Genomic DNA, 18,246 nt, shown 5'->3' with positions numbered 1-18,246 from the left:
GCGACCTGATCCCCTCCGTCCCTCTACTTTCAGGCTGCGTCGGGCTGGTTTTCCGGGCGCGCGCGGTCGAAGGCGTCCAGCGCCTGACAGGCGGCCTCGATGCGGCGAAGGGTCGGGTACGGCGCAAGGTCCAGGCCGAAACGATGGGCGTTGTACAGCTGCGGCAGCAGGCAGAGGTCGGCCAGCCCGGGGCGGTCACCGTGGCAGAAGGTGCCGGTGTCACGGCTGTTGGCCAGCATCGCCTCCATTGCCGCGAAGCCCTCGGCCATCCAGTGCAGGGTCCACTGCATACGGGCGTCGGCCGGCAGCTGCAGGTCGCGCTCCAGGTACTGCATCACCCGCAGGTTGTTGATCGGGTGGATGTCGCAGGCCACCAGCTGGGCCAGTGCCCGCACCCGCGCACGGCCGGCGGCATCGGCCGGCAGCAGCGGCACCTGCGGGAAGCGCTCGTCCAGGTATTCAAGGATCGCCAGCGACTGGGTCAGCACATGCCCCTCATGCAGCAGGGTCGGCACCTGCTGCTGCGGGTTGAGCGCGCGATAGGCGTCCAGGTGCTGCTCTCCGCCGTCGCGCACCAGATGCACCGGCCGGGCCTCCCAGGCCAGGCCCTTCAGCTCCAGGCCGATGCGCACGCGGTAGGCGGCGCTGGATCGCCAGTAGGTGTACAGCACGATGCCGTCGTCGACCGGAATCTCCATGGCCGCCTCCATGCTCAGGGCTTGGCGGCCTGTTCGATGCGCTGCTCGATCGCACCGAAGATGCTGTTACCGGCGGCATCGAGCATCTCGATGCGGACCACGTCGCCGAACGACATGAACGGCGTGCTCGGCTTGCCGTCGCGCAGGGTTTCGACCACGCGCTGCTCGGCGAAGCACGAGGCACCCTTGCTGGTGTCTTCATTGGCGATGGTGCCCGAGCCGACGATGGTGCCGGCGCCCAACGGACGGGTCTTGGCCGCATGCGCGACCAACTGGGCGAAATTGAACTGCATGTCCACGCCCGCTTCCGGTGCACCGAACCACTTGCCGTTGATGTGGGTCAGCAGCGGCAGGTGCACCTTGCTGTCCTGCCACGCAACGCCCAATTCGTCGGGGGTGACGAACACCGGCGACAGCGCCGAGCGCGGCTTGGACTGCAGGAAGCCGAAGCCCTTGGCCAGCTCGCCCGGAATCAGGTTGCGCAGCGACACATCGTTGACCAGGCCGACCAGCTGGATGTGGCCCGCCGCCTGTTCCGGGGTGGCCGCCATCGGCACGTCGTCGGTGATCACCACGATCTCCGCTTCCAGGTCGATACCGTACTCCTCGCTGACCACCTTGACCGCATCGCGCGGGCCGTAGAAGCCGGCGCTGGTGGCCTGGTACATCAGCGGATCGGTGTAGAAGCTCTCCGGCACCTCGGCGCCACGGGCGCGGCGCACGCGCTCGACGTGCGGCAGGTAGGCACTGCCGTCGACGAATTCATAGGCGCGCGGCATCGGCGCGGCCAGGGCCTGCGGGTCGAGGTCGAACACACCGTCGGCGTCGCCGGCATTGAGCGATTCGTACAGGGCGTTCAGGCGCGGCGCGATGTGGCTCCAGTCTTCCAGAGCCTGCTGCAGGGTGGCGGCAATGCCGGTGGCGCGCACGCCGTGGCGCAGGTCACGCGAGACGACGATCAGGGTGCCGTCGCGGCCGCCTTCCTTCAAAGAACCAAGCTTCATGGGTGGGTGTCCGGAGTCGTGGGCAAACAAGTTTCAAGTGTAATCAAATCTGCGGCGGCGCCAAGCTGCAGCGCGGCATCGGCCCACCCTACCGTAGTGGGGGGTTCGGCAGGGCTTGCAGCCCTGCACCGGCTCAATGCAACAGCAACGGCAACGTCAAAAGCGGCTCTGGCTTTCTGCTGGTTGGGCGGGGCGGTGTGGGCCGGCAGGACACGCCGTAAACCCGTCCATGGGGGCTCGATGGCGCCATCCATGGCGCCAACGGTCCTGCCCACCCACACCGCCGCACCCCCGACAGGTTCCCAATGACTGATCGAACATCCACATCATTCATCGTCGAGATCCGTCAGACACCGAAATTGATCGAATGAGATTCGACAGATCGCGGAAAACTGTCGAAGGCGGGGTGGGTCCGGTGACAGGGGCGTGAGCCGCATGGGCCCGAGGCATGCCTCGGGCGGGTTGGGCAGGACGCCCAACCCCGGTCTTGCCGTGTGCGCAGGACTGCGCACACGAGCAAGCGGCGACCCAGCTTACATGGACGTACTTGCAGCGCCCCCTGCCACCGGACCCACCCCGCCTCCCACAGGAACCCGGCCTTTGACGTTGCTTCAGCCTCTGCGGGTGCAGGGCGCAGCCCTGCAGAGAGAACCCCTACCTGAACAGGTCTTTTTGCGTGAAGTCTCAAACATCGTTTAGACTTGCGCGGTCTGCAGCGGCCGTCCGTTTCCCTCCGGGATCGCCGGCGACCAGGGTCCGCCCTCTTCGCCCGCCCCCACTCCGACGCCGTTCGTCACGCATTCCAGCCTGCGCTTCGTGCCGGCTGCACCCAATTCTCGCAGCGCGGTTCACGGGAACGCTCCGAGTCAGCCGATCAGTTTGATCTGCCCCCGTCTGTCCGTTCGGACAGGCGTTTCTTGTACTTGGAGCAAACTCAATGTCTTTTGAATCGCTGGGCCTGGCGCCCTTCCTGCTGCGTGCGCTTGCCGAGCAGGGCTACGAAAACCCGACCCCGATCCAGCAGCAGGCGATCCCGCTGGCACTGGCCGGTCGTGACCTGCTGGCCGGCGCACAGACCGGCACCGGCAAGACCGCCGCCTTCGGCCTGCCGCTGCTGCAGCACCTGGGCACCGCCTCGCAGGAAGTGCGCAGCGGCCCGCGCAAGCCGCGCGCGCTGATCCTGGCCCCGACCCGCGAACTGGCCACCCAGGTGCACGACAGCCTGCGCGGCTACAGCAAGTACCTGCGCATTCCCAGCGCCTGTATCTACGGCGGCGTCGGCATGGGCAACCAGCTGGACATCCTGCGCCGTGGCGTGGACCTGCTGGTGGCCTGCCCGGGCCGCCTGATCGACCACCTGGAGCGTCGCAGCATCGACCTGTCCGGCATTGAACTGCTGGTGCTGGACGAAGCCGACCGCATGCTCGACATGGGCTTCCTGCCGTCGATCAAGCGCATCCTGGCCAAGCTGCCGAAGCAGAACCGGCAGACCCTGCTGTTCTCGGCCACCTTCGAGGACAACATCCGCCAGCTGGCGCTGGAGTTCATGCGCAACCCGGAACAGATCCAGGTGACGCCGAAGAACACCGTGGCCGAAACCATCACCCACCGCGTGCACCCGGTCGATGCCGGTCGCAAGCGCGACCTGCTGCTGCACCTGCTGGCGCAGGACAGCCGCGAGCAGACCCTGGTGTTCGCCCGCACCAAGCACGGCAGCGACAAGCTGGCCTCGTTCCTGGAAAAGTCGGGCATCAAGACCGCGGCGATCCACGGCAACAAGAGCCAGGGGCAGCGCCTGCGTGCACTGGGTGACTTCAAGGCCGGCCGCGTGACCGTGCTGGTGGCGACCGATATCGCTGCGCGCGGCATCGACATCAACGAGCTGCCGAAGGTGATCAACTTCGACCTGCCGATGGTGGCCGAGGACTACGTGCACCGCATCGGCCGTACCGGCCGCAACGGCGCGACCGGCCAGGCGATTTCGCTGGTGGCACAGGATGAAGTGAAGCTGCTGCGTGCGATCGTGCGCCTGCTGGGCCGCGACATGGACATCCGCGATGTACCGGGCTTCGAGCTGCAGACGCCGATCCGCTGGGGCAACAGTGCGCCGGGCAAGGCCGAGCACGATACCGGCGAGCGCGCACCGCGCAAGAGCCATGCGCGCCGTCCGCACGGTGATGCGCCGCGCCACGCGCACGCAGGCCCGAAGAAGGCCGGCGGTGGCCGCCGCGAAGGCGGTGGCAATGGCCAGCAGCGTGCAGGTGCCGGCCAGGGCCAGCGCCGTGGTGGTGGCGGCAATGGTGGCGGCCGCGGTCGTGGCCAGGGTGGCAACGGCGGTGGTCGCGCCGGCTGATTCCAGCTGACATGGATGGTGCTTCCCGCCACGCGGGGGCTATCGAGGGACGGCGCTGACGCGCCGTCCTTTTTTGTTGCGGGCTACCGGGTGATAACGCACGCGGTGGCAGTACCGAGGGCGAATGGGCATGGGGGCAGCGCAGAACACGCTGTAAATACGTCCATGTAAGCTCGATGGCGCCATCCATGGCGCCAACGGTTCTGCGCTGCCCCCATGCCCATCCGCTTCAAGCATTGCCTGCGCCTTCTTCTCCCGCCGGGTAGCCGGGAGAAGAAAGATCAAATTCAAATTCAAATTCAAATTCAAACTCAAATTCAAAGGCAAAAGCCGAAGTCGCAATTCCTGGCTTTGCTTTTGCTTTTGCTTTTGTATTTGCCCTTGCTCCCGCCTTGGGGTCTGATGCGTCCGCGCCCGCAGGAAACTGTCATGGGAGGCAGGGGGCCTCAGCCAGGACCGTTGGCGCCAAGGATGGCGCCATCGAGCCCCCATGGATGGGTTTACGGCGTGTCCTGGCTGAGGCCCCCTGCCTCCCAAGCACAACAGAAACTCGGCGCCAAACACCTCAACCCCGCGCTTTCGCCGGATTCACCAGATTCCCGAAGAAGATCGCGTTGATCAGCAGTCGGTCCGTTCCGTGCCAGTACTTGCGGTGTGCCGGGTCATCGGCAAACAGCACCACGTTGCCCTGCCCCTGCGCCGACACCAGCAGCCATGCACTGCCTGCCACCCGCGTGCGGTTACGCTCGGACAGGTAGCCGTTCACCCGCGGCGGCGTGTCGATGCGCACCACCGTGGAGAACGGGTTCGCGCTCGGCTGCAGCGTCCCCGTGTTCTCCTTGTTGATCGCCAGCTGCCGGCGCGGCACGCCGAATGCCAGCGGATGGCTGGTATCCACGTCGGCACTGAGAATGTTGCCGCTGACCCGCTCGATCGCGGCAATGTCGCGCTGATCGCCGAACGCACGGCGGCTTTCGTCAGCAGCGTCTTCTTCCTTGCCGAGCTTTTCGCCGTCGGCGAGCTTCTGCTCGATCGCCCACTTCGAGGCACTGCCGTAGGTCACCAGTGAACCTCCGGCCTGCACCCAGCGCTTCAGTGCAGCCACCGCCGTGGCATCGACGCCCGTGTAGGTGCCACCGGACAGCACGATCGTGGTGTAGCGGTCCAGCGGTACCTTGCCCAGCTGCTGCGGATCCAGCTTGCTGGCTGGCAACTGCAGCTGCTGGTCGAGCAGGAACCACGCCGATCCGATTTCGGTGGCGGCCACGCCCTCGCCCATCACCAGTGCCACCGCAGGCTTGCGCAGCGCCTTGACGCCGTCACTGCCGAGGTCGATGCCTTCGCGGCTCCGGCCGCTGGACAGCGCGTGGACCTGTACGCCCGCCTCGCGCGCGGCCGATGTCACTGTCTCGAGCAGCGCCGCGCCCTGCAGCGATTGCCCGGCAACCGGAATGACCAGGCTGCCGGCGGCGAAGCTGATGTCGCCCTGCGCGGTCGCGGTGGTGAACGGCTGGAATGCCGCGCGTGCATTCACGCCCTTGCCCTGCAGCGCGGCCAGCACGCGCCCGGCGTTGTAGTTGCGCCAGTCGATGGCGTAGGCGAATCCGGCCTCGCCGCCCAGTACCGCGCCCTGCTCCACCGGCAGCGCGGCCACGCGTGCGCCGCCTTCGATACGGCTGCGGCTGCCCGCAAAGGCCACGCCGTAGGCCGGTGCGATCGCATAGCTGGTGCTGCCGTAGAACACATCACCCTTGATCGGCGGCGTCTCGGCAAAGATCGAATGCACCAGGCGGAACTGCGCCTGCTGCACCGGCACCACGTAGGCGCTGCCGGCATCGAAGCGCTGCCCATCGACAGTGACTGCACGGTCCAGTGCGCGCACCTCGATCCGGTGCAGCAGCAGCAGTTCCAGCAGGCGACGGGTCAGGGCCGGGTCATGCGCATCGCCGAACACGAAGCTCTTCACCGGCTGCTGCGCAGCCTGCTTCAGCGCGCTCTGGAAGAACTGCTTCTGCAGGTCGAACAGGCCGCTGCGCTCGGCCACTGCGCCACGCACCGTGCCCAGCCCGGTGGCGACCTGGTTGCGGATGGTGAACGGGAACGTCAGCAGGCCATTCACCGATTCCTGCACGCGGCCGCGCGAGCTGGCCTGCTCGACGGTAACGCCGACAGCGCCATGGAAGTCCGGATAGGTGGAACCGTACACCGGCGAGAAGTTGTCGAAATTCTCGCCGGTGTAGTACAGCGACCCCAGCGCATCCAGCGCCTGCGCGTGGTACTTGGCGAGGGTCTTGTTGAATTCATACGACGCCGCCGGAATCAGCGGGCTGTGCATGCTCTTCGGCGAGGGCTCGAAGTAGTAGGTGCTGTCCTTGCCCATTTCGTGGAAGTCGATCTGCACGTTCGGGTACCACTGGTGGAACACCTCCACCTTCGGCCGTGAGTCCTGCTGGGTCAGGGCCAGCCAGTCGCGGTTGAGATCGGTGAAGTAGTGATTGGTACGACCCTGCGGGAACGGCTCGACGTGTTCCTTGTCGGCGGGGTCGGCAGAAGCTGGGTCGGACGCCCAGGCGTTGTGCCAGTTGGCAGCACGGTCACGACCATCCGGATTCTGCGCCGGATCGAACAGCACCACCGCCTGCTGCAGCCATTGCTGGGTTTCTGCGCTGCGGTTGGCCACCAGGTAGTACGCCGTCAGCATCGCTGCCTCGGCACTGGAGGTCTCGTTGCCGTGGACGCTGTAGCCCAGCCACACCACCACCGGGCTGTCACCGGCGGCGCTGCGCGGCTGCGCCGGATCGGCCAGGGTCGCGTGCTGCTGGCGGATCTGTTCCAGCCGCGCATGATTACCTGCAGCGGTGACGGTGGCGATCAACAGCGGGCGGCCTTCATAGCTGCGGCCGATCTCGCGCACGCTGATCTTGTCCGAGCGTTTCGCCAGTTCCTGGAAGTATGCCACCAGCTGGTCGTGCCGGGTGTAACGGCTGCCGATCGGGTAGCCGAGGAACTGCTCCGGCGTCGGCACCGCTGCATCGAACGCCGCCGCGTTGGTGACCTGCGGAAAGAAGTACGCGCTCTGTGCCTGCGCCGGCTGCGGCGAGGACAGTGCGGTGGCGGCGGCAAGCAGCAACGGAAGAACGGCACGGCGATGCAAGGACACGGTGACTCCCCTGGAACACAACGGCAGACGATCGCGCGGCCGGTCCCCTCAGGTGACCGGCCGCGGCGGATGGATCAGAAGCGGTAATCGAAGCCCAGCGTGAAGTAGCGGCCACGCAGGTCGTACTGGCTGAAGTCGTACGGCGCGCGGATGCCCGGGAACGAGGCGTCGTACGGCGGCGTCTTGTCGGCCAGGTTCTGCACCTTGGCATACACGGTCAGCTTGTCGATGCCGGTGTAGGCCAGGTACAGGTCGTACTGGCTGTAGCTGCCGACGCGCTGCTGCACGGCTTTGGCGGCGGTGCTGGCCTCCTGGCGGTAGCTGCTGGTGTAGTACCAGGTCACGGCTGCGTTGAAATCACCGTACTTCCAGTCCAGCGTGGTGGTGGCCTTGTCCTTGGGCAGGGTCGCGCCCAGGTTGCTGCCGGCGTAGTCGACCAGCGGCCCACCGACCACGGTGGGGCGACGGTAGTCGCGCACGTGGGTGTAGGCCGAGGACACGGTGAAGTCACCCAGCGCCGCGGTCGGGATGCGCTGGCGCAGCTCGACATCGATGCCCGAGGTCTTCAGCTCGCTCAGGTTCTGGTAGCGGTTGTAGACCGCCTGCAGCTTGCCACGCTCATCGCGCTGCACGGCGCCGGCCACGTTGTCGTTGACCAGGGTCTGGGTGTTGTTGGTGCCGACCAGGTTGTCCAGCTGGATGCGGTAGTAGTCCACGCTCAGGTTGGTGTTGGCCCACGGCGACAGCACCACACCGAAGTTGACGCTCCTGGTGCGCTCCGGCTTGAGTTCGTTGTTGCCGACGGTGAAGAAGGTGGGGTTCTGGCGCGAGCCCGGCACGTCCGGATCACGCGGGTCGACCACGCTGCCGTAGGCGATGCTGGTGCTGTTGGAGTTTTCCGACAGCGACGGTGCCCGGAAGCCCTTCGACGCCGACGCACGCACCAGCAGGACATCCAGCGGCTGCCAGCGCAGGCCGATCTTCGGCGAGAACGCATCGCCGAAATCATCGTAGTGATCAGCGCGCGCGGCGGCGGACAGCTCCAGCGTCGAGGCCAGCGGCACGTTCACTTCGGCGTAGGCCGCACTGACCTGGCGCTTGCCGTGTACTTCGGCAATGGCCGGGCGCACCTGCAGGCCGGCATCGATCTGCCACGGATTGTTGGAGTCGAGCTTTTCGCGGCGCCACTCGGCGCCGGCGGCGAAGCCGATCTCGCCGGCCCAGGTGTGGCCCAGGCTGCCGGAAATCTTCGCATCGATGCCCTGCAGCTTGGATTCGGCCGGACGCAGCGTGGCGATGTTGATCGAATCACGCACCGACTGCGGCGTGGCCGCCGGGTTGAGCAGGTTGTAGCTGCCCGTGGCCAGCGCGTCGGCCAGCGCCCAGCGGTTGGCGAAGCCACCGGACACGCTCTCACGCTCGCTGCTGCGCGCACCGAATGCAGCCACTTCCCAATCCCACTTCGCGGTGGTGCCGCGCAGGCCGAACACACCGCGGTAGGCGGTGGAACGGTTGGTCTTGATCGTGCCGCCCAGGTCGAAGAAGGTGTACTCGATCGGGACCGCGCGGCCGTACGGGTTGTACGGATTGTTGGCCGGCAGCAGCGACGACACCGGCTCGGCCAGGCCGCTGTTCGCGTTCAGTGCGAAGCGGCCGCTCTCCAGGGTGAAGAACGGGCTGCTGCCGAACCACGCGGCACTCTTGATCTGGCTGTACAGCACTTCGCCGAACGCTTCGACGTTGTCGTTCAGGCGGAAGGTACCGTTGGCGTAGGCCTGGTAGCGCTTGGTCGAGGGGATCAGCGTGGTGAACGGTGCCTGGTTGAAGCCGCAGGTGTCGCCGGCCAGGCCGTCGATCGGTGCGCTGGCGACGCGGGTGGTGCCGGTCGGGCAGTTGCCGTTGGCATCGAGCATCGGCACCGAGACGCCGTTGACCAGGTAGCGCGCGCCCTTGGCCGACCAGCCGTTCCAGCGGCCACCCGGCTTGTCGGTGTAGATGCCGCTCCTGGTCAGGTTGCGTTCGTCCTGGTCCAGGCGCTCGCGGTTGTACCCCTGCAGGCTGAAGAGGATGTTGTAGCCATCGGTGTCGAGATCACCCAGGCCGCCGACGAACTTCAGGTTCTGCTCGTGCAGGCCGCCCTGGTCGGCACCGCCGAAGCTGCCGCCGATCTCGGCGCCTTCGAAGTTCTGCCGGGTGATGATGTTGACCACGCCGGCCACGGCGTCGGAGCCGTACACCGCCGAGGCGCCGTCCTTGAGCACCTCAATGCGCTCGACCGCGACCAGCGGCAGCGCATTGAGATCGACGAAGGTGTCGGACAGGCCACCGGCCGGGAAGCCGTAGTTGGCCAGGCGACGGCCGTTGAGCAGCACCAGCGTGTTTTTCTGCGACAGGCCACGCAGGCCGATGCCGGCCGAGCCGGACGCCCAACCATTGTTGGTGGTTTCGTTGCTGGCGTTGCCGGTGTTGGCCGAGATCGAACGCAGCACATCGGCCACGGTGGCCTTGCCGGTCTGTTCCAGCTGTTGGCGGCCGATCACCTGCACCGGGTTGGAGGCCTCGGTATCGGCGCGCTTGATGTTGGAACCAGTGACGCGCACGGCGGCCAGGGTACTGGCTTCGCCACTGGCATCGGCGGAGGTTTCGGCGGCGGCGGACAAAGGCGCGGCCAGAGCGACGGCCAGGGCCGCCACGAGCAGGGTGTGCTTGGGCATGACGATGTGGGGGAGGTGGAAAGGGCGACGTAGTTCCGCAGTAGTCCATGCCTGGCCGGGGTCCGGCCAATAACATCTCTTCATACGGATATAAGAGAAACTATCATCTCTTCATCCGGATGGAAAGAGTTACTTCACGAAAGCCCAACATCCGCTCAGGATGGCCGGCCACCTGCGGCGTACAATCGCGCCATGGAAATCTTCAAAGTCTTCATGCTCGAGGCGGCGCACCGCCTCCCCAACGTGCCGCCGGGGCACAAGTGCGCGCGCCTGCATGGCCACTCGTTCCGGGTGGAACTGAAGGTCGAGGGCGAGCCGGGGGCGCAGACCGGCTGGATCATGGACTTCGGCGACGTGAAGGCGGCCTTCCAGCCGATCTACGACCGCCTGGACCATCACTACCTCAATGACATCCCCGGCCTGGAGAACCCGACCAGCGAGAACCTGGCGGTGTGGATCTGGAACGAACTCAAGCCCAGCCTGCCGGCGCTGAGCGAGATCACCGTGCACGAAACCTGCACCTCCGGCTGTCGCTACCGCGGCCCGACGGCCTGATCAACCCATTGATCTGAAAGGTGTTTCAAAGGCGCCTTGGGCGCCTTTGTTATTTTTGTTGCATTGCCGCATCAACGGCGTATGCTGCAATGCATCAAGCCACTCCCTGATGCCCCATGGCCGCCGCCTTCAGCGATCGCTTCAGTGATGCCACCCGCCGGCTCGCCGCCGCAGCAACCCGCGCGAACCGGTTGGCGTTGGAGAACGCGGAAAGCATGTTCGGCGTGCAGCTGAAGGCGATGGAGCGCAACCTGACCGCGACCGGCGGCTGGTTGGGTGAACTGGCCCGTAGTGACGACACGGCCGGGATGCTCAACAAGGGCGCACAGCTGTGGCAGGACAACCTGCAGCGGCTGGGCCAGGCCCAGCAGGACGTGGTCGGTCTCGGCCTGCAGGCCGGCAAGGCCTGGTCCGAACTGGTGCAGGGCTACAACGAATCAACGGCGGACGCGAACAACCACTGACGCGACGCAACGCTCATTGCGTGGGTCCCTCCCCCCACGCAATCCGGACCCGGCAGATCCCTCCCTCTGCCGGGTCTTTTTTTGCTTGGCGTTTGGATACCGAAGTGCGTCTTCGCCCGACGTCTCTGCGAGCTGAAGGGCCCCGTCGGGGCAGGCAGGGGCCTGGGCAAATGTCCCCCGGCGCCGGCCGTTGGCCGTCGCCTCCTCCTTTACTTCGCCCAAACCCCTGCCCGCCCCGACGAGGCTCGGCGTGCGGTGAGGAAAGCGCAGCACGCGGCCGCCTTTCAAGGAAGCGCCGACAAACTCCGAACGCCGGGCGGATGCCCTTGCGTACGAAGTAAAGGGGGAGGTGACGGCCAACGGCCGGCGCCGGAGGACATTCGTACGCAAGGGCATCCGCACGGCGCCACGCAGAATGAATCCGCCACACGCGTGTCTTCGTCCCGATTCCCCGCGAACTGACGGGCCCCGCCGAGACAAGCAGGGGCCTGGGCAAATGTCCCCCGGCGCCGGCCGTTGGCCGTCCCCTCCTCCTTTACTTTGCCCAACCCCCTGCCCGCCCCCGACGAGGCTCGGCTTGCGGCAGGAAAGGAAAAGCGCAGCGCTCGCGGCGCCTTTCAACGAGGCGTCGACGAACTCCGAACGCAGGACGTAGGCCCTTGCGTACGAAGTAAAGGGGGAGGTGACGGCCAACGGCCGGCGCCGGAGGACATTCGTACGCAAGGGCCTACGTCCTGCGCCACGCAGAACAAACCGCGAAGGAATCTCAACGCCCGCGATTGACGTGCCAGTGCTGGTGCCACGCCTGGAACATCAACACGTTCCACAGGTGCGTGTGCCACTTGCGTTCGCCACGCAGAAACGCTTCCCAGATGCCGCGCACGCGTGCCGCATCGAAGCAGCCCTGGTTGCGCAGCAGCTGCGGGTCCAGCAGTGCTTCCGCCCAATCGCGCAGCGGGCCCGCCAACCAGCGCGCCATCGGCGGTCCGAAGCCGCGCTTGGGGCGATACACCAGCGGCTCCGGCAGATAGCGTGCCAGCAGATGCTTGAGGATCCGCTTGTGCTCCCCATCGTGGTACTTCAGGTGCTGCGGCAGGCGCCAGGCCAACCGCACCACCTCCATGTCCAGCAGCGGCGCGCGCGTCTCCACGCCCGCCGCCATGCCCGCACGATCGACCTTGGCGAGAATGCCCTCGGCCAGGTCCATGCGGAAATCCAGCAGCTGGATGCGGGCCTCGGCCGGCAGCGCCGTGTCCTGCTGCTGGAAGATCGTCATCGGCTCGCGTGCACCCAGCACCACCTGCGCCGGCTGCCGCCAGCGCGTCACGCGCTGCAGGTAGTGACCTTCCACGTCGTTGGCGGCGACTTCCGCCACCAGTGCGCGCCAGCCGCCCAGGCGGCCGCGCTCGACATTCATGCGGTTGCCGCTGCGCCGCGCCAGATCACGCACCCAGTCCGGCAGGCCACCGCACAGGCGTGCATTGCGCAGCGCGCGGCCATAGCTGGGGTGGCCGAAGAACAGTTCATCGCCGCCGTCGCCGGTCAGCGCCACCGGCTTGCGCGCGCCCAGCAGTTCGCTGGCCAGCAGGGTCGGCAGCTGCGAGGCATCGGCGAACGGTTCGCACCAGACCTGCGGCAGCCGCTGCAGCAGATCCAGGCCCTGACGCGCGTCCATCCGGTGCAGATGATGCTGCACGCCCAGATGCCGCGCGACCTGCGAGGCCCAATCGCTCTCGTCATGGCCGGGATCGTCGAAGCCAACCGTCCACGCTTCGATCGGTAGCGTCGACTGTGCCTGCATCATCGCCGTCACCAGCGAGGAATCGGTGCCGCCGGACAGGAACGCGCCGCAGGCCAGCGGCGAATGCATGCGTGCGGCGATGGCCTTCTGCAGCACAGCTTCCAGCTGGTCGGTCGCCTGCTCCAGGCTCGGCGCCGGCAGCAGCGGTTCCTGCAGTGCGCTCTGCATCGCATCGCGTGCGCACCAGTAGCGTGAACCACCCTGTGCGGTCTGGCTGGAGCCGCCAGCCGCATGGTCATTCAGATCGATGCGCAGCATCGCGCCTGCCACCAGCTTGTGGATGCCGCGGTAGATGGTGTGCGGTGCCGGCACGTAGTCATGGCGCAGCAGCAGGCTCAGCGCATCCTGGTCGATGCTCGGGGCGAAACCGGCAAAGGCCTGGAGTGCCTTCATTTCCGAGGCGAACAGGAACCGGCCCTGGTACCAGCCGTAGTACAGCGGCCGCTCGCCAACCGGGTCGCGGGCCAGCCACAGTTCGCGCGACTCGCGGTCCCATACGCTGAAACCGAACGCGCCCTCGATGCGGGAAAGCGCCCGTTCCACGCCCCATTCGATGATCGCCTGCAGCAGCAGCCGCGCATCGCTGCAGCTGCGTGGCAGATCGCGCAGCTGCGACTGCAGGTCGGCCCGGTTGTACAACCGGCCATCCAGGCACAGCACGTAACGGCCACAGTCCGAACTCAGGGGCTGCAACGGCGTATCGGTTGGCGCCCGGCAGTGGCCCAGCGCCAGGCCGGCCTCGGCATCGGTCCAGTAGCCGATGCGCCCCCGGCCGCGCTGCTGCAGGGCGCGCAGCATTGGCGCCAGCTGCTGCAGCAGGTGTTCGTCCTCGGCGGGCGGCAGCCAGGCCCCGACCACGCCGCTCATCGGGCACCTCCGCAGCGGCAGCGGCGGGACGGGTTCAGCAGGCAGGCGGCGGCGGGCGACATGGGAGCGACACGCGGAGCGGAGGAGACTCCATGCTCGGCCCGCCCCCGGCCCTGCGTCAGTCGCATTGCTGTCAGCGATGGTCACCGTGCGTATCACGAAGGTAACGTTTTGTAACAGCATCAGGCTATGCTGGACGCCAAGTTGTTGCCAGGCCTGAGGCCCGGCCCGTGCGCCAGCAACCCCGGCTGAATGGCGCCCGCCCCCGGGACCCGGGCGGCCCGAAGGCTGGGATAGCATCGCCGCGCTCGTGCCGTGGCGGTACGTGTGCGTCCACGGAGGCCTTGAAAATGCTGGATATCGTACTGGTCGAAGACGATGCCCGCCTGGGTACGATGGTCAGCGACTATCTGCAGCGGCATGGCTACCAGGTGGCCCACGAGCGCAGCGGTGAGCGTGCGGTGGCCCGGATCCTGGCCGACAAGCCCGCCCTGGTCCTGCTCGATGTCGGCCTGCCCGACCAGGATGGTTTCGAAGTGTGTCGGCAGATCCGCCCCCACTATGACGGCATCATCTGCGTGCTGACCGCCCGCACCGACAACATCGACCAGGTGCTGGGACTGGAACTGGGCGCCGATGATTACATCGGCAAGCCGATCGAACCACGGGTGCTGCTGGCCCGCCTGCGCGCCCACCTGCGCCGCCACCGCCGGGTCGAACCACGCGACGGCAGCCTCCGCTTCGGCGAGCTGAGCATCGACCCGTTCACCCGCAACGTGCACCTGCAGGGCGCGCTGCTGGAGCTCACCACTGCCGAGTTCGACCTGCTGTTCCTGCTGGCCAGCAATGCCGGCCAGATCCTGGACCGCGATGCGCTGCTGCGCGGCCTGCGCGGGATCGCCTTCGACGGCCTGGACCGTTCGATCGATGCACGCATCTCGCGCCTGCGCCGCAAGCTGGGCGACAACCCTGAACAACCGGAGCGGATCAAGACCGTGCGTGGCCGCGGCTACCTGTTCAGCCGCTCGGCATGGGGATGAAGCGCACGCCCTCGGCGATGCGCGGCCACGCCTTCCACTTCCTGCGCTACGGCATCGGCTTCCTGGTCGCCCACCTGCTACTGATCGTGCTGGGCCTGTGGGCCTGGGATGCGCTGCTGGAAGACCGCACCGAAGCCGGACTGCTGGCCGAGATGCGCGGTACCCATGCCCTGCTGCAGCACCGCTTCGCCGAAACGCCGCGCGAGCAGTGGCCGACGCTGGCGCGCGAACTGGACGCCGACTTCGCCTATGCCCTGCGCATGGTGCCGTTGGCAGAGGCGATGAAGGCGCTGCCGGCCAGCCAGCGCCCCCCCTTCAGCAACGGCCGGGTGCAGATCGACCTGGAGCACATGCGCAGCCTGCAGCGGATCGGCGACAGCGACTACGCGGTGATGCTCGGGCCGTTGGACGAAGCGCTGCCTGACGAGGGCTGGCAGGACAGCGAAGTGTCAGGCGTGGCGATCCTGCTGCTGATCCTGATGGTGGCCGTGGCGCTGCCGATGTACGTGATGGTCTACCGCCTGTGGCGCGACGTCTCGCAGCTGGCCCAGGCCGCCCGGCAGATGCGCGACGGCCAGCTGGATACCCGCGCGCCGCGCGCCGGAACCGCGCTGGTGCGGCCGCTGGCCAATGCCTTCAATCACATGGCCGAGCAGCTGCAGCAGCTGCTGGAAAGCCAGCGCGTGCTGGCCCAGGCGGTGGCGCACGAAGTCCGCACGCCGCTGGCGCGGATGCGTTTCGGCCTGGCCGACCTGGAGGACACCGCGCTGGACGAGATCCAGCGTGATGCCTTGGGCGGCCTGCGCACTGATGTCGATCGGCTGCAGCACCTCACCGATGCCGGCGTCGAGTACGCCGCGCTCGGCCGCTGCCATCAGCTGACCCGCCAGCGCCTGCAGCTGGCGGCACTGGTACGTGGCGTGGTGGCCCAGTTCGCACCGCTGCCGATGCCGGTACAGCAGGTGCTGTCGCCGGCGGGCCTGGTCAACGTCAACCGGCACATGCTGGAACTGGCACTGCGCAACCTGCTCGGCAATGCCCTGCGCTATGCGCGGCGGCAGATCCGTATCGCCAGCACGGTCAACGACGGCTGGCTGTGCCTGCAGGTGGAGGACGATGGCCCCGGCATCGCACCCGAACTGCGCGGCCAGGTGCTGCAACCCTATGTGCGGCTGGATCCGGGTAGCCCCGGTTTCGGCCTCGGACTGGCGCTGGTGCAGGTGGTGGCCGACAAGCATGGCGGCCAGGTCGAAGTAACCGATTCGGAGCTGGGTGGTGCCTGCATCCGACTGCACCTGCCGTTGGAAAGCGGCGCTGCCGTGGAGTGCGATGCGGCCTGCTAGACCGCTGGTTCCGCACGCGGCAACGCAAACGCGAACAACGCGCCGCGCTCGCTGTCACGCAGTTCGATGCGACGGCCGTGCAACTGCACGATGCGCTGCACGATCAGCAGGCCCAACCCGCCGTTCTCTCCACGTCGCGCGCCCAGCGCGGCCGGTGCCTGGAACAGCTGCGTGCGCAGTGCAGGGGCAACACCAGGTCCATCATCGGCCACGCTCACCTCCACGCTGTCCGGCGTCGCGCGCAGGCACACCTCGATCCGCCCACCGTCGGGCGCATGCCGCAGCGCGTTGTCGAGCAGGTTGGTCAGCACCCGCTCGACCAGGCCCAGATCGGCGCGCACCAGCGGCAGGCCGGGCGGGAAGTCCGCGTGCAGGTACTGGTTGCGAGCCTGCGCCGCCAGCTCGAATTTCTGCAGCACGTCCTGCAGCAGCTCCGGCAATGCGAACACCTCCCACTCCAGGCGCACTTCGCCATGTTCCAGCCGCGCCAGCTCGAACAGCGCACGCGCCAGCCGGCCAACCTTGGCGCTCTGTGCCAGCGCGATACCGAGGTAGCGGCGGCGCTCGTCCGGCGACAGCGTGGCGTCCTTCAGCGCCAGCGTTTCCAGATAGCCGTGCAGCGATGACAACGGCGTGCGCAGGTCGTGCGAGATGTTGGCGACCAGCTCGCGGCGCTGCAGGTCCTGCTGGCGCAGCTGCTGCCACTGCTCGCCCAGCCGCTGCGCCATCTGCGCGTGTGCGTGTTCGAGGATCACCAGCTCGTCGCGCTCACCGGGACGCAGCGGCTCCGGCGGCGGCAACGGCGTGGGTGCGTCGATGTCGAAGGCCTGGATGCGCCGGGTCAGCCGCCGCAGCGGGCGCGTCACCCAGTAGAAGGCCACCAGCCCGGCCAGCAGGCCCAGGCTGCCGACCAGCATCACCGACCACAGCGTGGTGTTCCACTGGCTGCCGGCGGCAAGGTCGTCGGACAGCATCTGACGGTGTTCGCCGACCAGCACCACGTACACATAACCGGCCTGGCGACCCTGCACGATCAGCGGCGCGGCACTGAACACCTTGCGGCCGTCCGTGCTGCGCGGGTCATCGCCCAGGATCGGCAACGGCGCACCGGCCAGCAGCCGACGCAGCGCTGCCACGTCCACCCGGTTGCGCACCAGATGGCCTGTCGGCGCATCGTGGCCGAGGATGCGGCCCTGGTCGTCCAGCAGGTAGACCTCGACGCTGGGGTTGACCGCCATCAGCTGGCCGAACAGCGCGCGCACCGCGGCATCACGCATGCCGCTGGTGTCCATCAGTTCGCTGCGCTGGGCAATGTGCTCGGCCAGGCCCAGCGACAACCGCTGCACCACTTCCTGCTCGTGGCGGGTGTTGGCGCGCATCTGCAGCGCCAGCAGCGCCATGCAGCACATCAGCATCAGCGCAGCGATCACCGCCGCCAGCTTCTGCCACAGGTTCGGCTTGATCATGCCGCCGCCCCGGCCGGATCGACCAGCTTGTAGCCACGGCCCCACACCGTCAGCAGCCGCCGCGGGTTGGCCGGGTCCGGCTCGATCTTGCTGCGCAGGCGATTGATGTGGGTGTTGACCGTGTGCTCGTAGCCATCGTGCTGGTAGCCCCAGACCTGGTTGAGCAGTTCCATGCGCGCGAACACCTGGTCCGGATGACGGGCGAAGAACAGCAGCAGGTCGAACTCGCGCGGGGTCAACTCCAGTGCGTTGCCATCCACCGACGCGGTGCGCGCGACCGGGTCCAGCTGCAGACCACCCAGCTCGATCGCGCCGGCATCGATGCGCGCGCTCTGCGCCATCGCCTCGGCCCGGCGCAGCAGCGCACGCACGCGGGCCACCAGTTCCGGCATCGAGAAGGGCTTGGCCAGGTAATCATCCGCCCCCAGTTCCAGGCCGACGATGCGCTGCGTTTCGCTGCCACGCGCACTGATGATGATGATCGGCACATAGCGCGCCATCGCGCGTGCACGCTGGCACACCTGCAGGCCGTCCACGCCGGGCAGCATCACGTCCAGCACCAGCGCATCCCATGGCCCTTCCTGCTCCAGCAGGCGCAGGCCGGCATCGCCGCTGGCGGCATGGGCGACGTCGTAGCCCTCATCGCCCAGATGCATGCGCAGCAGGTCGGCGATGTGGGCATCGTCTTCAACGATCAGCACGCGTTTGGTGGACATCGGCAGCTCGGGGCCAGTGGGGAGGCTGGCTGCATTGTGGCGCGGGATGGACGCCGATACCTCAC

Annotated in this window: 12 protein-coding genes; 5 read left to right on the top strand and 7 right to left on the bottom strand. The window is 67.4% G+C overall.

Features of this window, described 5'->3' with window-relative positions; genetic code table 11:
* Positions 1–29: 29 nt before the first annotated feature.
* Positions 30–698 (bottom strand): maleylacetoacetate isomerase, encoded by a 669-nt coding sequence (gene maiA, locus AC5P67_RS13985; RefSeq protein ID WP_060380110.1) that lies wholly within the window; start codon positions 696–698, stop codon positions 30–32.
* Positions 699–712: 14 nt separating this feature from the next.
* Positions 713–1,702, bottom strand: coding sequence for a fumarylacetoacetate hydrolase family protein (locus AC5P67_RS13980; protein ID WP_005407957.1), 990 nt, complete (start codon positions 1,700–1,702; stop codon positions 713–715).
* Between the two features lie 937 nt (positions 1,703–2,639).
* Between AC5P67_RS13980 and AC5P67_RS13975 the strand changes: the two genes are divergently transcribed.
* Entirely contained in the window at positions 2,640–4,055 is a 1,416-nt protein-coding gene (locus tag AC5P67_RS13975) for a DEAD/DEAH box helicase (RefSeq protein WP_043033908.1), read from the top strand.
* A 565-nt stretch (positions 4,056–4,620) separates the two neighbouring features.
* Here the strand turns inward: AC5P67_RS13975 and AC5P67_RS13970 are convergent.
* Positions 4,621–7,215: a M14 family zinc carboxypeptidase gene (locus AC5P67_RS13970; RefSeq protein ID WP_495214797.1), complete on the bottom strand. Its 2,595-nt coding sequence runs from the start codon at positions 7,213–7,215 to the stop codon at positions 4,621–4,623.
* A gap of 74 nt (positions 7,216–7,289) precedes the next feature.
* The gene (locus tag AC5P67_RS13965) at positions 7,290–9,929 is read right to left on the bottom strand and encodes a TonB-dependent receptor plug domain-containing protein (protein ID WP_495214796.1); all 2,640 of its coding nucleotides are present in this window, start codon (positions 9,927–9,929) and stop codon (positions 7,290–7,292) included.
* A 192-nt stretch (positions 9,930–10,121) separates the two neighbouring features.
* Here AC5P67_RS13965 and queD point away from each other — a divergent pair, with 192 nt between their 5' ends.
* On the top strand, positions 10,122–10,484 hold the full coding sequence (gene queD / locus AC5P67_RS13960; protein ID WP_005407953.1) for a 6-carboxytetrahydropterin synthase QueD: 363 nt from the start codon (positions 10,122–10,124) through the stop codon (positions 10,482–10,484).
* A 116-nt stretch (positions 10,485–10,600) separates the two neighbouring features.
* Complete coding sequence (locus AC5P67_RS13955; protein ID WP_111117640.1) at positions 10,601–10,948, top strand: phasin family protein; 348 nt, start codon at positions 10,601–10,603, stop codon at positions 10,946–10,948.
* Positions 10,949–11,714: 766 nt separating this feature from the next.
* Here the strand turns inward: AC5P67_RS13955 and asnB are convergent.
* Entirely contained in the window at positions 11,715–13,616 is a 1,902-nt protein-coding gene (asnB, locus tag AC5P67_RS13950; protein ID WP_495214794.1) for an asparagine synthase (glutamine-hydrolyzing), read from the bottom strand.
* Between the two features lie 350 nt (positions 13,617–13,966).
* Between asnB and AC5P67_RS13945 the strand changes: the two genes are divergently transcribed.
* Both AC5P67_RS13945 and AC5P67_RS13940 read left to right on the top strand, forming a co-directional pair.
* Complete coding sequence (locus tag AC5P67_RS13945) at positions 13,967–14,656, top strand: winged helix-turn-helix domain-containing protein (protein WP_495214792.1); 690 nt, start codon at positions 13,967–13,969, stop codon at positions 14,654–14,656.
* On the top strand, positions 14,653–15,999 hold the full coding sequence (locus AC5P67_RS13940) for an ATP-binding protein (RefSeq protein WP_043033912.1): 1,347 nt from the start codon (positions 14,653–14,655) through the stop codon (positions 15,997–15,999). The genes AC5P67_RS13945 and AC5P67_RS13940 overlap by 4 nt, the downstream gene beginning before the upstream one ends.
* On the opposite strand, the gene AC5P67_RS13935 is transcribed toward AC5P67_RS13940, so the two are convergent.
* Together AC5P67_RS13935 and AC5P67_RS13930 are read right to left on the bottom strand one after the other, a co-directional pair.
* Positions 15,996–17,465, bottom strand: coding sequence for a sensor histidine kinase (locus AC5P67_RS13935; RefSeq protein ID WP_495214791.1), 1,470 nt, complete (start codon positions 17,463–17,465; stop codon positions 15,996–15,998). The two genes, AC5P67_RS13940 and AC5P67_RS13935, sit on opposite strands and share 4 nt — an antisense overlap.
* Positions 17,462–18,181: a response regulator transcription factor gene (locus AC5P67_RS13930; protein WP_005407947.1), complete on the bottom strand. Its 720-nt coding sequence runs from the start codon at positions 18,179–18,181 to the stop codon at positions 17,462–17,464. The genes AC5P67_RS13935 and AC5P67_RS13930 overlap by 4 nt, the downstream gene beginning before the upstream one ends.
* Positions 18,182–18,246 lie beyond the last annotated feature (65 nt).

The sequence above is a fragment of the Stenotrophomonas sp. YJH_SMC_21 genome, assembly GCF_059369555.1.
The sequence above is the reverse complement of the archived record's forward strand: the minus strand, read 5'-3'. Positions and strand labels throughout refer to the sequence as shown.